The 16185-nt window shown below is 72.7% G+C and carries 14 protein-coding genes; 9 read left to right on the top strand and 5 right to left on the bottom strand.

The genetic code is table 11. From position 1 onward, the window contains the following. Window positions 1–289: 289 nt before the first annotated feature. On the bottom strand, window positions 290–1585 hold the full coding sequence (locus OUQ99_RS12325; RefSeq protein ID WP_267949577.1) for a CitMHS family transporter: 1296 nt from the start codon (window positions 1583–1585) through the stop codon (window positions 290–292). 378 nt (window positions 1586–1963) lie between these two features. Between OUQ99_RS12325 and OUQ99_RS12320 the strand changes: the two genes are divergently transcribed. The 3 genes from OUQ99_RS12320 to OUQ99_RS12310 all read left to right on the top strand — a co-directional run bounded on the left by OUQ99_RS12320 (window position 1964) and on the right by OUQ99_RS12310 (window position 5592). Beyond that, the gene (locus OUQ99_RS12320) at window positions 1964–2680 is read left to right on the top strand and encodes a FadR/GntR family transcriptional regulator (protein ID WP_267949576.1); all 717 of its coding nucleotides are present in this window, start codon (window positions 1964–1966) and stop codon (window positions 2678–2680) included. A 216-nt stretch (window positions 2681–2896) separates the two neighbouring features. Next, the gene (locus tag OUQ99_RS12315) at window positions 2897–3607 is read left to right on the top strand and encodes an aspartate/glutamate racemase family protein (RefSeq protein WP_267949575.1); all 711 of its coding nucleotides are present in this window, start codon (window positions 2897–2899) and stop codon (window positions 3605–3607) included. Continuing rightward, complete coding sequence (locus OUQ99_RS12310) at window positions 3604–5592, top strand: isocitrate/isopropylmalate family dehydrogenase (protein WP_267949574.1); 1989 nt, start codon at window positions 3604–3606, stop codon at window positions 5590–5592. Before OUQ99_RS12315 ends, OUQ99_RS12310 begins: the two co-directional genes overlap by 4 nt. 188 nt (window positions 5593–5780) lie before the next feature. Here the strand turns inward: OUQ99_RS12310 and OUQ99_RS12305 are convergent, their stop codons facing one another. From OUQ99_RS12305 to OUQ99_RS12295, 3 genes are all read right to left on the bottom strand, one after another. Then, entirely contained in the window at window positions 5781–7100 is a 1320-nt protein-coding gene (locus tag OUQ99_RS12305; protein WP_267949573.1) for an MFS transporter, read from the bottom strand. A gap of 714 nt (window positions 7101–7814) precedes the next feature. Beyond that, window positions 7815–9260, bottom strand: a complete 1446-nt coding sequence (gene gndA, locus OUQ99_RS12300) for an NADP-dependent phosphogluconate dehydrogenase (RefSeq protein ID WP_267949572.1) — start codon at window positions 9258–9260, stop codon at window positions 7815–7817. A gap of 192 nt (window positions 9261–9452) precedes the next feature. Then, window positions 9453–10028, bottom strand: a complete 576-nt coding sequence (locus OUQ99_RS12295; RefSeq protein ID WP_267949571.1) for a TetR/AcrR family transcriptional regulator — start codon at window positions 10026–10028, stop codon at window positions 9453–9455. Window positions 10029–10129: 101 nt separating this feature from the next. Between OUQ99_RS12295 and OUQ99_RS12290 the strand changes: the two genes are divergently transcribed. From OUQ99_RS12290 to OUQ99_RS12280, 3 genes are all read left to right on the top strand, one after another. Further along, window positions 10130–10981, top strand: coding sequence for an SDR family oxidoreductase (locus OUQ99_RS12290; RefSeq protein ID WP_267949570.1), 852 nt, complete (start codon window positions 10130–10132; stop codon window positions 10979–10981). Window positions 10982–11158: 177 nt separating this feature from the next. Further along, window positions 11159–11944 (top strand): 2-keto-4-pentenoate hydratase, encoded by a 786-nt coding sequence (locus OUQ99_RS12285; RefSeq protein ID WP_267949569.1) that lies wholly within the window; start codon window positions 11159–11161, stop codon window positions 11942–11944. 85 nt (window positions 11945–12029) lie between these two features. Beyond that, window positions 12030–12791, top strand: a complete 762-nt coding sequence (locus OUQ99_RS12280) for a phosphotransferase (protein ID WP_267949568.1) — start codon at window positions 12030–12032, stop codon at window positions 12789–12791. A 112-nt stretch (window positions 12792–12903) separates the two neighbouring features. Here the strand turns inward: OUQ99_RS12280 and OUQ99_RS12275 are convergent, their stop codons facing one another. Continuing rightward, window positions 12904–13761 (bottom strand): helix-turn-helix transcriptional regulator, encoded by an 858-nt coding sequence (locus OUQ99_RS12275; protein WP_267949567.1) that lies wholly within the window; start codon window positions 13759–13761, stop codon window positions 12904–12906. Between the two features lie 126 nt (window positions 13762–13887). Here OUQ99_RS12275 and OUQ99_RS12270 point away from each other — a divergent pair, with 126 nt between their 5' ends. The 3 genes from OUQ99_RS12270 to OUQ99_RS12260 all read left to right on the top strand — a co-directional run bounded on the left by OUQ99_RS12270 (window position 13888) and on the right by OUQ99_RS12260 (window position 16134). After that, on the top strand, window positions 13888–14319 hold the full coding sequence (locus OUQ99_RS12270) for a nuclear transport factor 2 family protein (protein ID WP_267949566.1): 432 nt from the start codon (window positions 13888–13890) through the stop codon (window positions 14317–14319). Continuing rightward, complete coding sequence (locus OUQ99_RS12265; RefSeq protein ID WP_267949565.1) at window positions 14316–15146, top strand: ergot alkaloid biosynthesis protein; 831 nt, start codon at window positions 14316–14318, stop codon at window positions 15144–15146. The genes OUQ99_RS12270 and OUQ99_RS12265 overlap by 4 nt, the downstream gene beginning before the upstream one ends. Window positions 15147–15336: 190 nt before the next feature. After that, window positions 15337–16134, top strand: coding sequence for a siderophore-interacting protein (locus OUQ99_RS12260; protein WP_267949564.1), 798 nt, complete (start codon window positions 15337–15339; stop codon window positions 16132–16134). Window positions 16135–16185: the final 51 nt, after the last annotated feature.

Below are 16185 nucleotides of genomic sequence, written 5' to 3'. Positions count from 1 at the left end.
GGCCCCCGCCCAGGGCGTGTAAAACTCCACCGCGCGGTCCGCTCCCACCGCTGCGGGCCCGGCCCCGGACCGTGCCCCCGGCCTCGTCCGCCTCGGTGGGAACACCGACGCCCAGCGGTCGGCCGCCGACGCCCGTGGAGTTCGGGAGGAGACGGCCGAGCACCGCGGCCCCGGAGGCACAGCTCCCCAAGGCCCGGTGCATGCCGGAACCTCCCTCACACCCGGCACGACACCTCCTCCGATCTTGACGCATCTGCCCTCCCCCTCCGGAATCGTCCGTGAAGCAGCGTCAGGTGATGCTGATGGCTCCGGTGAGGAGGGCGAAGAGGATGTAGGCGATGGAGACGGGGATTCCCCAGCGCAGGGCGTGCTTCTGGAAATCACCCAGTTCGACCTTGACCAGGCCGAGAAGGACCCAGAGGGGCGCGGAGGTGGGCCCCATCATGTGGAGGATCTGGCCGATGGCTCCGGCGCGGGCGATCTCGTTGGCATCGATGCCGTATTGGGCAGCCGATTCGGCGAGCACGGGGATGACGCCGAACCAGTAGGCGTCGTTGGACATGAAGAAGCCCAGCGGCAGGGCGAGGACGGCGGTGACGAGGGGGATCAGGTTGCCCATGGACTCGGGGACGACGGCGAGCGCCGTGTCGGCCATGGCTCTGATCATGCCCGCGTCGGTCATGACGCCGGTGAAGACGCCGGCGGCGAGAACGAGGATCATGACCGGAACGGCGTTGGCGGCCTGGCGCTTGATGAGGTCCTGCTGGTCACCGATGGTGCGGACGTTGACGAGCAGGGCGATGACGAAGGCGATCATGAACAGGACCAGCAGTTCAGCGACCCCGAGGATCAGCAGCACCATCAACAGCACGGTCAGACCAGCGTTGAACCACATGCGCCAGTCGGCGCGGACGGTGGCGAGCGCTTCCCCGGAGGCGATCTCCAGCTTGTAGGCGGCCAGTTCCTCCGGGTCGATCTTGCGGCGTTCGCGCAGCCCGAGCCAGTAGGCGACGGCGATGATGGCCAGGGAGGTCAGAGCCATCGGGCCGATCATGTGGACGAAGTACTCGGTGGGGTCCAGGTGGAGGACGCTGATGCCGCGTGTGGCGGCCCCGCCCCAGGGGGTGGTGCCCGAGATGGTGCCCAGCGCCATGGCGGCGATGGTGGCGACGATGAGGGGGTTCATGCCGAGGCGGCGGTAGATCGGCAGGAATGCCGAGCAGATGATCATGTAGCTGGTGGTGCCGTCCCCGTCCAGGGCGACGAGGAGGGCGAGCACGGCGGTGCCCACACAGATGCGCACAGGGTCGCCCTTGGAGGCCCTGATGATGACCCGGCAGACCGGGTCGAAGAGCTTGGCCTCCATCATCAGGCCGAAGTAGAGGACCGCGAACAGCAGCAGGGCCGCAGTGGGCGCGACGGTGTCGAGACCACTGATGATCATCTCGCCGAGCTGGGCGCCCTTGCCCGCGATCACGGCGGCGGCGATGGGGGTGATCATGATGGCGGTGAAGGCGGAGAGGTACTTCCGCATCACGAGCAGCATGAAGCTGCCCAGAGTGGCAAAGCCGAGGACGGCGAGCATCATGGCTCCTTACTGGGGGGCGGGGGTCGGGGGTCGGGGGTCGGGACCGCCGGACAGGCGGCGGCCGCGGTTCACGTGGTTCGGATGAGCCCGGCGGGGAGCGCGACGGGCGGGCCCCGAGCCGGTCGGGGCGCTCGGCTGCGGCTGCGGCACCAGGCATCGCCGGCGTGGATCTCGTGGGTCGTGGGCGCGGTCGGCGCGTATCGCGTGCCGGCGTCGGGGACGTCGGGCCCGGACGCCGACCGGGGAGTGCCGCATGCGCCCTTGCGCGCCATGAAGCAACTCCGGCGTACCGGTAAACCGGTTAACCGGTCGTCCTGTTTCCGGTAGGTAACTAGACTCGGGCCGACTCGTCAATACTTTGAAGTGAGGAAATTCATGGCCGAGCTCTCGAAGATCATGGTCGCGCCACGGGAACCGCTCGCCGCAGAGGTGTCACGACGGCTGATCGACTACCTCACGTCGGGCCAGGTGGAACCGGGTGAGCGCATCCCCTCGGAGCGACAGCTGGCCGAGATGCTCGGGGTGAACCGGCCGACCGTGCGCGAGGCGATCAAATCGCTCGGCTTCCTGGGGCTGCTGGAGATCAGGCAGAGCAGCGGGACCTACTTCCGCGGCACGGACTCGGACGTGCTCTACCGGCTCTTCGAGCTCGGCCTGGTGCTCGGGGAACGCGGAGCCCGGGACATGCTCCAGGCCCGCACCGAGCTGGAGGTGGTCGTGGCCGGTCTGGCCGCCCGGGCACGCGATGACGCCGGCGTGGAGCTGCTGCGAGCGCGCCTCACGGTGATGCGGGAGTGCCCGGCCGAGGAGTTCCCCGAGGCGGACACCGCCTTTCACGCCACCCTGGCGGAACTCGCCGGGAACACGGTCCTGCGCGACGTGCTCAAGGGGATGCGCGCCATGATCCAACGCGGCTGGGTCCAGCGCACGGGCGCGGTCCGACCCCGCGAAGTGGCCTACGCCGACCACGTTCCGATCTTCGAGGCGGTTGAGCGGGGGGACGCGGAAGCCGCCCGCGCGGCCATGGCCCATCACATGGAGGGCGCCTCCAGGCGCTTGCAGGAGGCACTCGACCAGCGCAGTGGTCTCTGACGGCCGAGCCGGGGGCACTCTCCTCGAATCGGACCCCTGTTCTTAGAACCGGTTGACCGGTTGACCGGTTTTCCCTACAGTGGCCGCACGGCAGAAAGCCGAACGGTCACCCGTGCCTCGGGGACCTGCTCCGCCCTTCGCCCGCCCACCACGCCGAACGGAGCAGGCCCAGGCATGAGACCACCTGGCCCGACTCCTGGAAGAGGAGGAACCCCGGTGATCGAGAGCCGCCCCCTGGTCGCCATGATCCACGCCGTGCCGACCGGAGCCAGCACCGCCAAGAGCGCGTTCGACCGGGAGTTCCCCGAAGCCCGCGTGTGGAACCTGCTGGACGACCGCCTCCTGGGCGATGCCCGCTCCGCCGGCCGCCTCACCGAGGCACTGCGCCGCCGCATGCTCCGCCTGATCGGGCACGCGGTGGACGGAGGAGCCCAAGGATTACTGCTGACCTGCTCCTCCTACGGCGAAGTCGTGGACACCGCCCGCACCCTGTGGCACGTGCCCCTCCTGAAGGCGGACGAGGCGATGTTCAGGGTCGCCCTGGCCGGGGACTGGGACCGGATCGCCGTGGTCGCCTCCACTCCACCCGCCGTCCCGGCCGCGGCCGCGCAGCTCGAAGCCCTTGCCCCCGCGGTCCGATCGGACCGCCCCGTCGAGATCGTGACCGCGCTCAGCGAGGACGCGGGGAGCGCCGACGACCCCCTGGCCGCTGCCCGGCACCTGGCCCGCGCACTCCACTCCGCAGGAGCCGCCGACGTCCAGGCGGTACTGCTGGCCCAGTACTCCCTCGCCCCGGCCGGCCCCGCGCTGGCCGATCTGCTGGGCGTCCCCGTCCTGGACGGCGCCGGGGCGGCCGCCGTCGAGCTGCGCGGTCTGCTCACCGGCCCGACCGAACCGGACCGGCCGACGACGGCAGCGGCCTCATGAGGGGCCTCCTGCCCTGGCCGGTGGCCTACACCGTCTCCTCGGACGACTGCCGTGCCCCGGTCCCGCTGGGCTTCGGCGCGCCGCTCGCCGAGGCCGCCCGAACACTCGCCGGACTCGGCTTCGACGGACTGGAGGTGCAGGTGCGCGACGTGACGGCCGACGACGCGGACCTGCTCACCCACGCCGTTGCCGGTACCGGACTCGCCGTGCTCGCCATCGGAACCGGCCCGGTCGCCTCACAGGACGGCCTGACCCTGGCCGACCCGTCACCGGAGGTGCGCCACCACGCGCTCCGACGGCTGTTCGGCGCGGCCCGTCTGGCCGGGGCGCTCGGCGTGCCGCTCACGCTCGGCCAGACCCGCGGCGTCTTCCTCCCCGGTCTGGAGGACAAGCAGCGCGACTGGGTCGAACGAGCCGTACGGCGACTGGCCGCGGAAGCGACCGCCCACGGCTGCAGACTGCTGCTGGAGCCGCAGTCGCGTCGGAACACCTCCCTGTGGCACACCCCGGAGGAAACCCTGGCGGCCACCCGCAGGCTCGCCCTCCGCGCCGGGCTGGTGCTGGACACCCACCACCTGGAACACGAGGGCCTCGATCCGATCGCCGTCGTAGGCGAGCACGCCGGTTCCGCGGGCTGCCTCCAACTCGCGGCAGCCGCCGCCCGGGGCCCGCTGGAGGTGGGCGACCCCCGGCTCCCGCGGTTGCTGCAGGCACTGGACGGCAGCGGTTTCACCGGCTGGCTGACCCTGGAACACACCCAGGACGGCGGAAGCGAGCAGGCCGCGACCCGTTCCCTGGCCGCGTTGTCCGACGCGAGAACCCCCCTGGCACAGCCCCTCGCACCGCGGGCGCACACAACCCACCCCTCCGCCAAGACAACGGAAGAACAGGATCCGCAGATGAGCACCACCTACCGCCTCGGCGTGCTGGAAGGCGACGGCATCGGACCGGAGATCGTCCCCTCCTCCATCGAGGTCGCCACCGCCGCGGCACAGGCCGCCGGAGCCTCGATCGACTGGGTCGCGCTCCCGCTGGGCGCCTCAGCCATCACCACGCACGGCGCCCCGGTGCCGGACGAGACCAAGCGGGCTCTGGAGACGCTCGACGGCTGGGTCCTTGGGCCGCACGACTCCGTCAGCTACCCCGAACCGCACAAGTCCGCCCTGAACCCCTCCGGCACCCTGCGCAAGCACTTCCAGCTCTTCGCCAACATCCGTCCCGCCAAGAGTTTCCCCGGGGCCGAAGCGGTGTGCGACAGTGCCGATCTGGTGATCGTCCGCGAGAACACCGAGGGCTTCTACGCCGACCGCAACACTCACGCCGGCACCGGCGAATTCATGCCCACGCCCGACACCGCGATCTCGATGGGCATCGTCACCCGTCACGCCACGGAGCGCGTCGCCCGCGTCGCCTTCGACCTGGCGCGCTCCCGCCGTAAGAAGCTGACCATCGTCCACAAGGCCAACGTGCTCAAACTGACCACCGGCCTGTTCCGGACTGTATGCCAGGAAGTCGCCCAGGACTACCCCGACGTGGCGGTGGACGACTTCCACATCGACGCCATGACCGTGCACCTGGTGCGCCGCGCCCAGGACTTCGACGTCATCGTCACCGAGAACATGTTCGGTGACATCCTCTCCGACCTGGCCGGCGAGATCTCCGGCTCGCTCGGCACAGCCCCCTCGATCAACTCCTCCGCAGACACGGCCATGGCGCAGGCCTCGCACGGCTCCGCACCCGACATCGCGGGGCACAACACCGCCAATCCGGTCGCCATGATCCTGTCCACGGCGATGCTCTTCGAGTGGCTCGCCGCCCGCCACGACGATCCCGCCCTCGCCACCACGGCGAAGATCATGGAGAAGGGCGTCGCCGACACGATCGCCACGGGCACCTCCACCCGGGACCTGGGCGGATCCGCCTCCACCACCGAGTTCACCGCCGCCGTCACCAAGGCCATCACCTCCGGCATCGGCCAGAACTGACCCCTCCGGTGCTCCGGGGCGGTGCACGACCGCCCCGGAGCACCGGGAGCCGCCACCCGAACGCACGCTCACCCTGGAACAGATCCCGGGGTACGTGGCGAAGACGGAGGTGGAACTCGGGCTCTCCGACAACCGCACCCGGCGGTGAGGACCGGCGGCGTGCACGGTTCCCGGAAAGGGGCGAGGGCTCAGACGTCGTTCTCGCGCACGAGACGGGTGAGCTTTCGACCGAAGAGCACCACGACGCCCAGACAGACCGCACTCACCAAGGCATAGGGAGCGCGGAGCGCGTCCGCCTGGCTCAGGAACGAGGACAGGGACGACACCAGCACGCCGCCGAGCGCCATGCCCACAGCGCTCATGCCCCAGGTGACGGTGCGCATGAGGGCGTTCACCCGGCCCAGCAGGCGATCCGGCGTGACTCTCTGGCGGACGGAGGTCATCGCGACCCCGTAGCCCAGCACCAGGCCACCCGCGAAGAAGTACGCCCCGGCCACCACCGGCGTGCTCGGAAACAGCGCCACCGTCAGGTACAGAAGCCCGCTTCCGGTGAGGCACACCACCGGCAGCGTTCCGTACGGGAGGGCGGCGCGCAGCCAGGAGACGACCTGTCCCCCGACGATCCCGCCGACGGCGGCGAAGGCCATGAGCAGTCCGAAGCCGGCCGGACCGAGGCCCAAGGCGTCGCGGACGAACAGGACTTGTGTGGAGAGCATGGTCGCGAAAGCGGTGTTCACGAACACCGCGACGACTGCCACCGCGCGCAGGAGCGGCTGATTCCACACGGCCCGCGCACCCTCGGCCAGGTCCGCCCCCACACCACGGAGCCCACGTGGGGCGCCGGTCGCCGCAAAGGGCCCGGAAACGGACCCGACGGCGACCTGCCGCGTGGTGGCCGTGTCGGCCGGAGGCGCGGTGGCGCGTACCCGCAGCAGAGCCAGGACCGATACCAGCAGCGCGCCGACGTTGAACAGGAACGGGACGAACAACCCGAGCGCCAGCACGAGACCGCCCAGCGGACGGCCGCCGAACTCCTGCGCCACGACGGCCCCGGATCGGAGGTGTCCGTTCGCGCGCTCCAGCCTCTCCTTGGCGACCAGGGAGGTCACCGCGGTCTCGGCCGCCGTGTCGTGACAGACCTCGAGCGCGCCGAACGCCGACGCGAACACCGCCAGGAGGGGGATCGAGACCCATCCGAAGAACACCGCCACGGCGAGAAGGCCCCAGAGCAGCATGCGGAGGGAGTTGGAGGCGACCATCAGCGTGAACCTGGGCGCCCGGTCCACGAGAACTCCGGCGGGAAGCGCCAGAAACAGCCAGGGAAACCGCCCGAACGCAGCCACCAATGCCACCAGAGCGGCATTGTCGGGCGCCAGCGAAGACGCGATCCACGGCATCGCGATCATCGCCACACCGTCGCTGAGATTCGAGGCCAGGGAGGCGGACCACAAGGCCCAGAACCGTCCTCCGAGTGGCATCGTCAATGCTTTGTTCGTGGAGGCGGACATGGGGACGGCACCGATCTTCCGGGCGACCGGCGTTGCGGGTCGATCCCGAGCGGGGGGGGGCACCGGAACGCCGCATCAGGCTAACAGGGCGTGAATGCACGCCGAGCCACACCCGCTTCGCCGGGGCGAGCCGGAGAACCGGCCCTGACCAGCCAGAACGATGGGCATCGAGTTCTCACCCGCCCAACCCTCGCGGCCCGTCCAGAACAGCACACGACCAGGTCATAGGGGTTCAGGACACAAGGATAAAGGACTTCCCGAAGAGATATCCCTTCCCGGCGAGAAGAGGTCGGAGAGGTGGCGCGAGGCCGACCACACAGGCATGAGGCCCGACCGAACAGTGCCCTTCCGGGGGCGTCAACGATGTCACCGTGCCATCACCGGGTTCGACAACTCCACAGACACGGCAAGGCTCACCCACCGCTTCTTCTTCGAGGAGAACGGGGATCGACCCCCCGGCCCGGGAACAGCAGTTCGTCGGCGGCGATCGTCGCACCTGGAAAATCTTCATCCGGTTAAGGCGCCATGGTTTCCGCGCGGCGGGATCCGTCATCCGTGGCAGCGGGGGACGGCCCCGGCTGCGCAGGGACGACGGCACGCCTCGTGGGCGCCGATGGACCACCGCCCGGCCGGATCAGGCCGACGACCCGGTGCCGCCACGGCGGGCAGGGCCCCTGGGGCAAGGGCCCTGCCCGCCGCCCCCCCGGCCGGGGCTCAGCCGTCCACGCGCTCCTCGGACCGGTCACCCGCCCAGAGCGTGTGGAACACCCCCTCGCGGTCCGCACGCCGGTAGGTGTGCGCCCCGAAGTAGTCGCGCTGGCCCTGGACCAGAGCGGCGGGCAGGCGCTCCGCGCGCAGCGCGTCGTAGTACGCCAGCGCCGCCGAGAACCCCGGCGTCGGCACCCCCTGCGCGGCGGCCGTGGCCACGACGTGCCGCCAGTCTTCCTGGGCCCGGCCCATCTCCTCCGCGAACGCGTCGTCGGACAGCAGGCTGGGCAGGTCCGGCCGGGCCGCGTAGGCGTCGCGCACACGGTCCAGGAACGCGGCGCGGATGATGCACCCCGCACGCCACAGCGCCGCCACCGCGCCGGGGTCCACGTCCCAGCCGTACTCGGCGCTCCCGGCCGCGATCTGCAGGAAGCCCTGGGTGTAGGAGACCAGCTTGGACGCGTACAGCGCCTGCTCGACCCGGTCCGCGAACCGGGCCGCCTCCTCCTCGCCCAGCGGTGCGGGCACGGGGCCGGGCAGGGCGCGGGAGGCCTCCCGCAGCTCCGCCCCGCCCGACAGCGAGCGCGCGAAGACCGCCTCGGCGATCCCCGGCACGGGGACCCCGAGGTCCAGGGCCGTCTGCACGGTCCAGCGGCCGGTTCCCTTCTGCTCCGCCCGGTCCTGGACCACGTCGACGAACGGCTCGCCCGTGGCCCCGTCGCGGTGGGCGAGCACCTCGGCGGTGATCTCGATCAGGTAGGAGTCCAGGCGCCCGGTGTTCCACGAGCGGAAGGTCTCCGCGATCCGCTCGGGCGAGTACCCGGCGACCGACCGCAGCAGCTGGTAGGCCTCCGCGATCAGCTGCATGTCGGCGTACTCGATGCCGTTGTGCACCATCTTCACGAAGTGCCCGGCGCCGTCCGGTCCCACGTGGGACACGCATGCGGTGCCGTCGGGCGCCCTGGCCGCGATCCGCTCCAGCATCGGCGCGAGGGACCGGTAGGACTCCGCCGACCCGCCCGGCATGATGCTCGGGCCGTTCAGGGCGCCCTCCTCTCCCCCGGACACGCCGGCCCCGACGAAGTGGATGCCGCGCTCGCGCAGCTCCGCCTCGCGGCGCCGGGTGTCGAGGAAGTGGGCGTTGCCGCCGTCGACGATGACGTCGCCCTCCTCCAGCAGGGGCGCGAACTCCTCGATCACGGCGTCGGTCGGCCCGCCCGCCTTGACCATGACCACGAGGCGGCGGGGCCGTTCGAGCGAGGCGACGAAGTCCTCCGCCGAGTAGGCCGGGACGAAGGAGCCCTCGTCCCCGAACCCGTCGACCAGGTCGCGCGTCCTGGCTTCCGACCGGTTGTGCACGGCGACGGTGAACCCGTTCCGTGCGAGGTTGCGGGCCAGGTTGCGTCCCATGACCGCGAGGCCCGTGACACCGATCTGCGCGGTGGCGTCCATCGTGCGTCCCCCTGTTGTCCGACGGCGGCTGTGTCCCCCGTTGCAAAGTACAGCCGGGCGCCACCCGGAGCGGTGTTCCGGGGGCGCCCGGCGTGTGGTCCGGCGGGTTGCCGGCTCGGCTGCCCCGCGGCACGCAGGGTGCGGTCGCCACCGGCCCCCGGACGGGCTCCGGCGCTCCGCCGGGCCCCGGGCTCAGCTCTCCGCCGGGCCCTTGGCCAGCGCGTCCACGAGGAGGCCGACGAGGGGGCGGACGCGCTCCCCGGCGGCGTGCCGTGCGGAATAGGCGACACCGCCCATGAGGAGCAGGACGTCGTCGGGGGAGACATCGGTTCGCAGGCTGCCGTCCCGGGCACCGGCCTCCAGGAGCGTGGAGACAGCGCCGAGGAGGAGTGCGCGGCTGTCGCGGTAGGGGTCGACCCCGGAGGCGATGACCGTGTTGAGGGCTTCGGACATACCGCTCTTGGCCGTGGCGTAGCGGATGAAGTCCTCCATCCACGCACGGGTCGCCTCGAGGGCCGGGTGCCGGTCGAGGAGGACGTCCGCCTTCTCGCACACGTGGGTGAGTTCACGCCGGTAGGCGGCCTCGATGAGGGCCTCCCGGGTCGGGAAGTGCCGGTAGAGCGTGCCGACGCCGACACCCGCCTTCCTGGCGACGGCCGCCGGCGCGGTGTCCAGACCCTGTTCGGCGAAGACCTGCGCGGCCACCTCCAGAAGGCGCTCTCGGTTCTGCAGCGCGTCGCTCCTGGTCCGGCGCGGGGTGGCGGGCATGCGAGTTCCTTCGTGTCCGTCTCGGCTTGCATTCCGGAACGCGTTCCGCTTAAAGTCCAAACGGAACACGTTCCGGTAGAACCCTACTCCAGGAGACTCCCGTGCCCCCTGTCCAGGACAAGGCCGTACGCCACTGGTTCGTCACCGGCGCCTCCGGCGGCCTGGGCCGCCACCTCACCGAGCACGCCCTCCGGAGCGGCGACCGCGTCACGGCCACGGTCCGCCGCCCCTCGGCCCTGGACGACCTGCGCCGGACCTACGGCGACCGGCTGTCCGTCGAGGTCCTCGACCTCGCCCGGCCGGACGACGTCGAGGAGGTGGTCGGCAGGACGCTCCGGGCCGGCCCCGTGGACATCGTGGTCAACAACGCCGGATACGCGGTCGTCGGCGCCGCCGAGGAGATGACCGCCGAGCAGATCCGCGACCAGATCGAGGTCCTCCTGCTCGCCCCCATGATGATCACCCGGGCCTTCCTGAAGCCGATGCGCGAGCAGGGCGGCGGCCGGATCATCCAGATCTCCAGCGTGGGCGGCCAGGTCGGCATCCCCACGCACAGCGCCTACCACGCGGGCAAGTGGGGGCTGGAGGGCTTCACCGAGAGCGTCAGCCGCGAAGTCCGCGACTTCGGCATCCACCTCACCCTCGTCGAGCCCGGCGCCACCCGCACCGGTTTCGCGTCGGCCCTGGACTACACCACCGAAACGGCCGCCTATCGCGACAACGCCGTCGGACCGATCCGGCGCCATCTGGAGACCGCCGACGGGAGCGCCTTCACCGGCGATCCGGCCAGGATCGCCGCCGTCGTCCACGACACCACCCGCCACCCCGACCCGCCCCTGCGTCTGGCCCTCGGTTCGGACACCTACGACGCCGTCCACGCGGCGCTCACCGAACGCCTCACGGCGCTCGTGTCCCAGAAGGACCTCGCAGCGTCCGTCGCCTTCTCCCCCTGATCCGACCCGCCGACGCCCCGCCCGCAGGACACGGCCCGGCGACGTGCGGTCGCGGGCGGGGGCGCCCGTTCCGGAACGCGCCGCGGAGCGCTACGGTGTCGGCGCAGACGAGAACCCGCGCGGGCGGACAGCCGTTCCCGACCCCGGCCGCGCCGTCCCGAGAGTCCGAGGTCAGCCATGTCCCAGGCACACGATCGCGCCCGCGCCCTCCACGAGGCCCGCCGGACGCGCAAGCCGGTCCCCCCGTTCACCGACGCCGACCCCGCGCTCGGCGAGGCGGAGGGGTACGAGACCCAGGCGGAGCTGCTGGAACTGCTGCTCGCCGACGGCGACGAGGTCATCGGCTACAAGGTGGGACTGACCTCGGCCCCGGCCCGCAAGCTGCTGGGCATCGACTCCCCCGACCACGGCCCGCTCCTGGCCTCCGCCGTGTACCGGGACGGCGACACCCTGCCGCTGGACCGTTTCATCGCGCCGAAGATCGAGGCGGAGATCGCCCTGAGGCTCGGCTCCCCCCTGAAGGGGCCGGGCGTGACCGTCGAGCAGGCACGGGAGGCGGTGTCGGAGGTCAGGGCCGGGGTCGAGATCGTCGACTCCCGCATCGAGGACTGGCGGATCCGGATCGCCGACACGGTCTCCGACCTGGCGTCCACGGGGGCCATCGCCGTCTCCGACACGGCGGTCCCCCTGGAGGGGTTCGAGCCCCGCCTGGTCGGCATGGTCCTGAGCCGCAACGGCGAGGTCGTGGACACCGGGGTGGGCGCCGCGGCGCTGGGCGACCCGGTGGCCGTGCTCGCGTGGCTGGCCAACTCCCTGGCCGGGTCCGGCAGGGGCCTGGAGCCCGGACAGCTGGTCCTGACCGGTGCCCTGCACACGCCGATCGCCCTGGAGGCGGGGGACGTGTTCACGGCCGAGTTCGACCGGCTGGGGTCGCTGACGCTGCGGGTGGCCGAGACCGTTTAGGGAGGAACCGAACCGGGTTTTTCACCCTCTGGTGAGATTTTCCCGAGTTCGCACCTTGACGACGTAGATCTACCAAAGGGGAAGAATGTCCGGTGTTCGCGGGGGCGCCGGGGACCGCCGTCCGTGGTCGGTGGAGTTCGACTCCCACGGAAGGAGCGTCCACCGGCCCGACCACCCCGCCCGGGAGTTCGAGCGCGCCCTCCTGGACCACCTCCACGACCGGGGGTGGCGGGGCGCGCCCCGCCAGTACGGCCACGACCACCGCGGACGCCTGGTGTACGACTTCCTCCCCGGCCGGGCCGTCCACCACCGCGACCCCCTCCCCCGCCACTACATCGCCCGTGCGGCCCGGCTCACCCGGGAGTTCCACGACCTGACCGCCGGGACCGCGCTCGCTGGCGACCAGGAGGTCGTCTGCCACAACGACCTCGATCCCCGCAACACCATCGACCTGGACGGCGTGCCCTACGCGTTCGTGGACTGGGAGCTGGCCGCCCCGGGCCGGCGCGTGCACGACGTCGCCCACCTGTGCTGGCAGTTCGCGCGCCTGGGCCCCGGGGCGGTCGGCGCGGGCGCCCGGATCCGGCTGGTCTGCGACTCCTACGGACTCGCCGAACGCGGGGACGTCGTGGAGACGGTCCTGTGGTGGCAGGACCGCTGCCGTCGGGGCATCCTCGACCTGGCCGCGAAGGGCGACGCGAAGATGCGCCACTTCCGCGACCAGGGTGTCGTGGAGGAGGTGCGGGAGGCCCGTGAGTGGACGGCCGGGCACCGGGCGGAGCTGGAGGCCGCCCTGGCCTCCGAGGCTCCCCCGCCGCACCCGCCCGGCGACCCGGCCGCCTGGTGAGGCCGTGGCCTCCCCCCGGCCGGACCCGCCGCCGTCGACGCGGGCCGGGTCGGAACGAGCGTCGGGGACCCGCGAGGACGACCGTCCGGCCCCCACCGCGTCCGCCCCGCCGCTACGGGCGCGAGGCGGGCTCGGGGGCCATGAGCCGGAGCTGGAGACGGGTGAGCTTCTCGTGGGCGGGGGTGCCCGGTTCCGCGCTGAGCATGACCACGCGCAGGTCGGAGCCCGGCACCGCGAGGGTCTGGGAGTCGAGGTCGAGCACGCCGAGTTCGGCGTGATCGACGCGCTTGCGCAGCGTCGTACGCGGCCGGACGTCGTGCCGCCGCCACTCCGCCGCGAACCCGGGAACCCGCTCGGCGGACTCGCCGACCAGCCGCCGGAGCGCGGAGTCGTGCGGGCGCCGGGACAGCGCCTCGCGCGACTGGGCCGCCGCCTGCGCCTCGAACCCGCCCGTCGCCTCCGGGGGCGCCGAGCACACCGTCCCGCCCAGGCGCGCGGCCAGGCGCAGCACGTTGCGCTCGGCCGGGGGCAGCGCGCCGAAGTCCGTGACCAGCGCCGCCGCCAGGCCGTTCCAGGCCACGATGTCGTGGCGGTCGTCGCAGACGTAGGCGGCGACCGGGCCGAGCCGGTCCAGCAGGGTGAGCACCCCCGGCGGGACCTGTTCGGCCGGACCCGGCCGTGCGGACGGCGCGTGCCCGGCCAGCCGGGACAGGTGCGCCCTCTCCGCCCCCGACAGCGACAGGGCCCGCCCGATCGCGTCGATCACCTGCGGTGAGGGACGCGGAGCCCGGGCCTGCTCCAGCCGCTCGTAGTAGCTCACCGAGACCCCGGCGAGGTCGGCGACCTCCTCGCGCCGCAGCCCCGGTGTGCGCCGCGCGCGCCCGCCCGAGCGGGCGGGAAGGCCGGCGTCGGCCGGGCGCAGGGCCTCGCGGCGGGCGCGCAGGAAACCGCCGAGTTCTCGCTTGTCCACACCCCCAGCCTGCCATGCGCGCGGGCGGCGAGCCACGGACCAGTGGTCCGGGGACGAAGCGGCCGTTCCCCCGCACGGCGCGCCCCGCCACTGTGGTGGACGAGGGACCCGACAACGGAGGCGGAGATGGAACGATCACCCGAAGAAGTGCTCCGGCGGATGCTGGAGCTGCTGGAGGCCAAGGACATGGACGGCATCGCCGGGATGTGGGCGCCGGACGGGACGGCCGCGTTCCCGTTCGCGGAGGCCGGGGCGCCCACGCGGTTGGACGGCCGGGAGGCGGTGCGCGGCTACCTGTCCGGATACACCGATGTGTACGACGTCACCGGTGTCCCGGCGATGCGCGTGCACCGCACCGGGGATCCGGAGACCGTCGTCGCCGAGTACAGCGCCGAGGGCCGGACGGTGCGCACGGGCGCGCCCTACCGGATGGACTACATCACCGTGGTCACGGTGCGGGACGGGTTCATCACCGAGTTCCGCGACTACTGGAGTCCCGTGCAGGCGGCACGCGCCGGCGGCGGGCTGGAAGCGCTGCGGAAGGGGCTCGGGGCATGACGATCCTCGTCACCGGCGGCACCGGCAACACCGGCCGCCCCCTGGTCGAGACGCTGCGGTCCCGCGGCGCGGACGTGCGCGTGGCCAGTCGCAGGCCGGGACCCGGGGGCGTGCCCTTCGACTGGGCGGACCCGGGGACGCACGCCCGGGCCCTCTCCGGGGCGGAGGCCCTGTACCTGGTGCCTCCGCCGCTGACCCTGGACCCCATGCCGGCGGCCGGGCCGTTCCTGGCGGCCGCCCGGGCCGCCGGGGTGCGGCGCGTGGTGCTGCTCGGCTCACTGGCGGAGCTGCCCGGCGCCCCGGGCGCCGCGGAGCTGGGCGGGGCCGTGCGGTCGTTCCCGGAGTGGGCGGTGCTGCGGCCGTCGGGGTTCATGCAGAACTTCACCGGTGCGCACCCGGTGGCGGTGGGCATCCGCGAGCGCGGCGAGATCCGCTCGGCGACCGGCGGCGGGCGGCTCGGATGGATCGACGCCGCCGACATCGCGGCCGTCGCGGCGGAGGTGCTGACGGCGCCGGGGCCGGTGACCGGCGACCACGTGCTCACCGGGCCGGAGTCGTTCGGGTACACGGAGGCGGCAGCGGTCATCGCCGACGCCGCCGACCGGCCCGTGCGCCACACGCCCGCGCCGGCGGACGAGCTGGTCCGGCGCAACCTGGACGCGGGCATGCCGGAGCCCTTCGCCTCGGCGCTGGTCGCGGTGGACTCCGGCATCGCCCGGGGCGAGGAGGACCGCGTCACGGACACGGTCCACCGCCTGACCGGCCGCCCGCCCCGCGCCTTCGCCGACTTCGCCCGCGCCCACCGGAAGGAGTGGTCCGCCGTCTGAGGGGCCGGGCGGACCGGTCCGGCGGCCGGCGGTGCGGGACGCCGCCCGTCCCCCGGACCGGTCCGGCCGCGCCCGCGCGACGCGGGTCGCCTCCGGGCTCCGCCGCCGCTTCGACGCCGGGCGGTTGGTGAGGCTAACCTAACGAGGGGCGTTTTCCGCCCGTCCGTCCGACCGAGGAGTACATGGGCCCGTGCGCATCGAACACCCCCGCCACCGCGCGATGATCCGCACCCGCGTGGTGCGCACCACCCGCGTCAGCAAGCACTTCGTCACGGTGACCCTCGGCGGCGGGGAACTGGAGGGGTTCGACTTCCTCGGCCGCGACCAGTTCGTGCGCCTCTTCCTCCCCCGCGAGGGCCAGGACCGGCTGCACATGCCCGCCGACGCCGACAAGCGCTGGGTGGAGCAGCTGTACGCGATGTCCGACGACCGCAAGCCGCACGTGCGCAGCTACTCCGTGCGCCGCTTCGACCCGGAGGCGCTCGAACTCGACCTGGAGTTCGTGGACCACGGCGACGCCGGCCCGGCCTCCGCCTGGGCCGCTGCGGCCGCCCCCGGCGACGAGGCGGGCCTGCTCGCCGACGCCGTCTACTACGTGCCCTCCGAGGACACCGACTGGCAGCTCCTCGTGGGCGACGAGAGCGCCGTGCCCGCCCTGGTGTCGATCCTGGAGCAGGCCCCCGCCGGCCTGCGGGCCCGGGTCTACCTGGAGGTCCCCTCCTCCGACGACGTCCGGCCGCTGCCCGACCTGCCCGGCGTGGACGTGCACTGGCTGCCCCGCACCGACCCGCACGCCCTGCCCGGCAGGCTCGCCCTGGACACCGTGCGCGCCGCCGAGTTCCCGCCGGGCCGTCCCTTCTGCTTCGTCGCCGGGGAGAACGCCCTGCCCACCGGCCTGCGGCGGGCGCTGGTCCGCGAGCGCGGGGTGCCCAAGTCCGACATCGCGTTCGTCGGCTACTGGCGCCACGGCACCTCGGCCATGGACTGACGGGGCGCACCGGCAGGGCGCCGGAAGGGCGCCGGAAGGGCGCCGGAAGGG

It is taken from the genome of Streptomonospora nanhaiensis, assembly GCF_026642255.1.
GTDB lineage: Bacteria > Actinomycetota > Actinomycetes > Streptosporangiales > Streptosporangiaceae > Nocardiopsis > Nocardiopsis tropica.
Note: the sequence above shows the minus strand (reverse complement) of the source record. Positions and strands in the feature narration are given on the sequence as shown.

What these genes read in the sequence shown, in the direction of transcription:
- OUQ99_RS12325 (WP_267949577.1), bottom strand. Translation starts at nt 1,585, where the DNA reads ATGCTCGCCGTCCTCGGCTTTGCCACTCTGGGCAGCTTCATGCTGCTC.
- OUQ99_RS12320 (WP_267949576.1), top strand. Translation starts at nt 1,964, where the DNA reads ATGGCCGAGCTCTCGAAGATCATGGTCGCGCCACGGGAACCGCTCGCC.
- OUQ99_RS12310 (WP_267949574.1), top strand. Translation starts at nt 3,604, where the DNA reads ATGAGGGGCCTCCTGCCCTGGCCGGTGGCCTACACCGTCTCCTCGGAC.
- OUQ99_RS12305 (WP_267949573.1), bottom strand. Translation starts at nt 7,100, where the DNA reads ATGTCCGCCTCCACGAACAAAGCATTGACGATGCCACTCGGAGGACGG.
- gndA (WP_267949572.1), bottom strand. Translation starts at nt 9,260, where the DNA reads ATGGACGCCACCGCGCAGATCGGTGTCACGGGCCTCGCGGTCATGGGA.
- OUQ99_RS12295 (WP_267949571.1), bottom strand. Translation starts at nt 10,028, where the DNA reads ATGCCCGCCACCCCGCGCCGGACCAGGAGCGACGCGCTGCAGAACCGA.
- OUQ99_RS12285 (WP_267949569.1), top strand. Translation starts at nt 11,159, where the DNA reads ATGTCCCAGGCACACGATCGCGCCCGCGCCCTCCACGAGGCCCGCCGG.
- OUQ99_RS12280 (WP_267949568.1), top strand. Translation starts at nt 12,030, where the DNA reads ATGTCCGGTGTTCGCGGGGGCGCCGGGGACCGCCGTCCGTGGTCGGTG.
- OUQ99_RS12270 (WP_267949566.1), top strand. Translation starts at nt 13,888, where the DNA reads ATGGAACGATCACCCGAAGAAGTGCTCCGGCGGATGCTGGAGCTGCTG.
- OUQ99_RS12265 (WP_267949565.1), top strand. Translation starts at nt 14,316, where the DNA reads ATGACGATCCTCGTCACCGGCGGCACCGGCAACACCGGCCGCCCCCTG.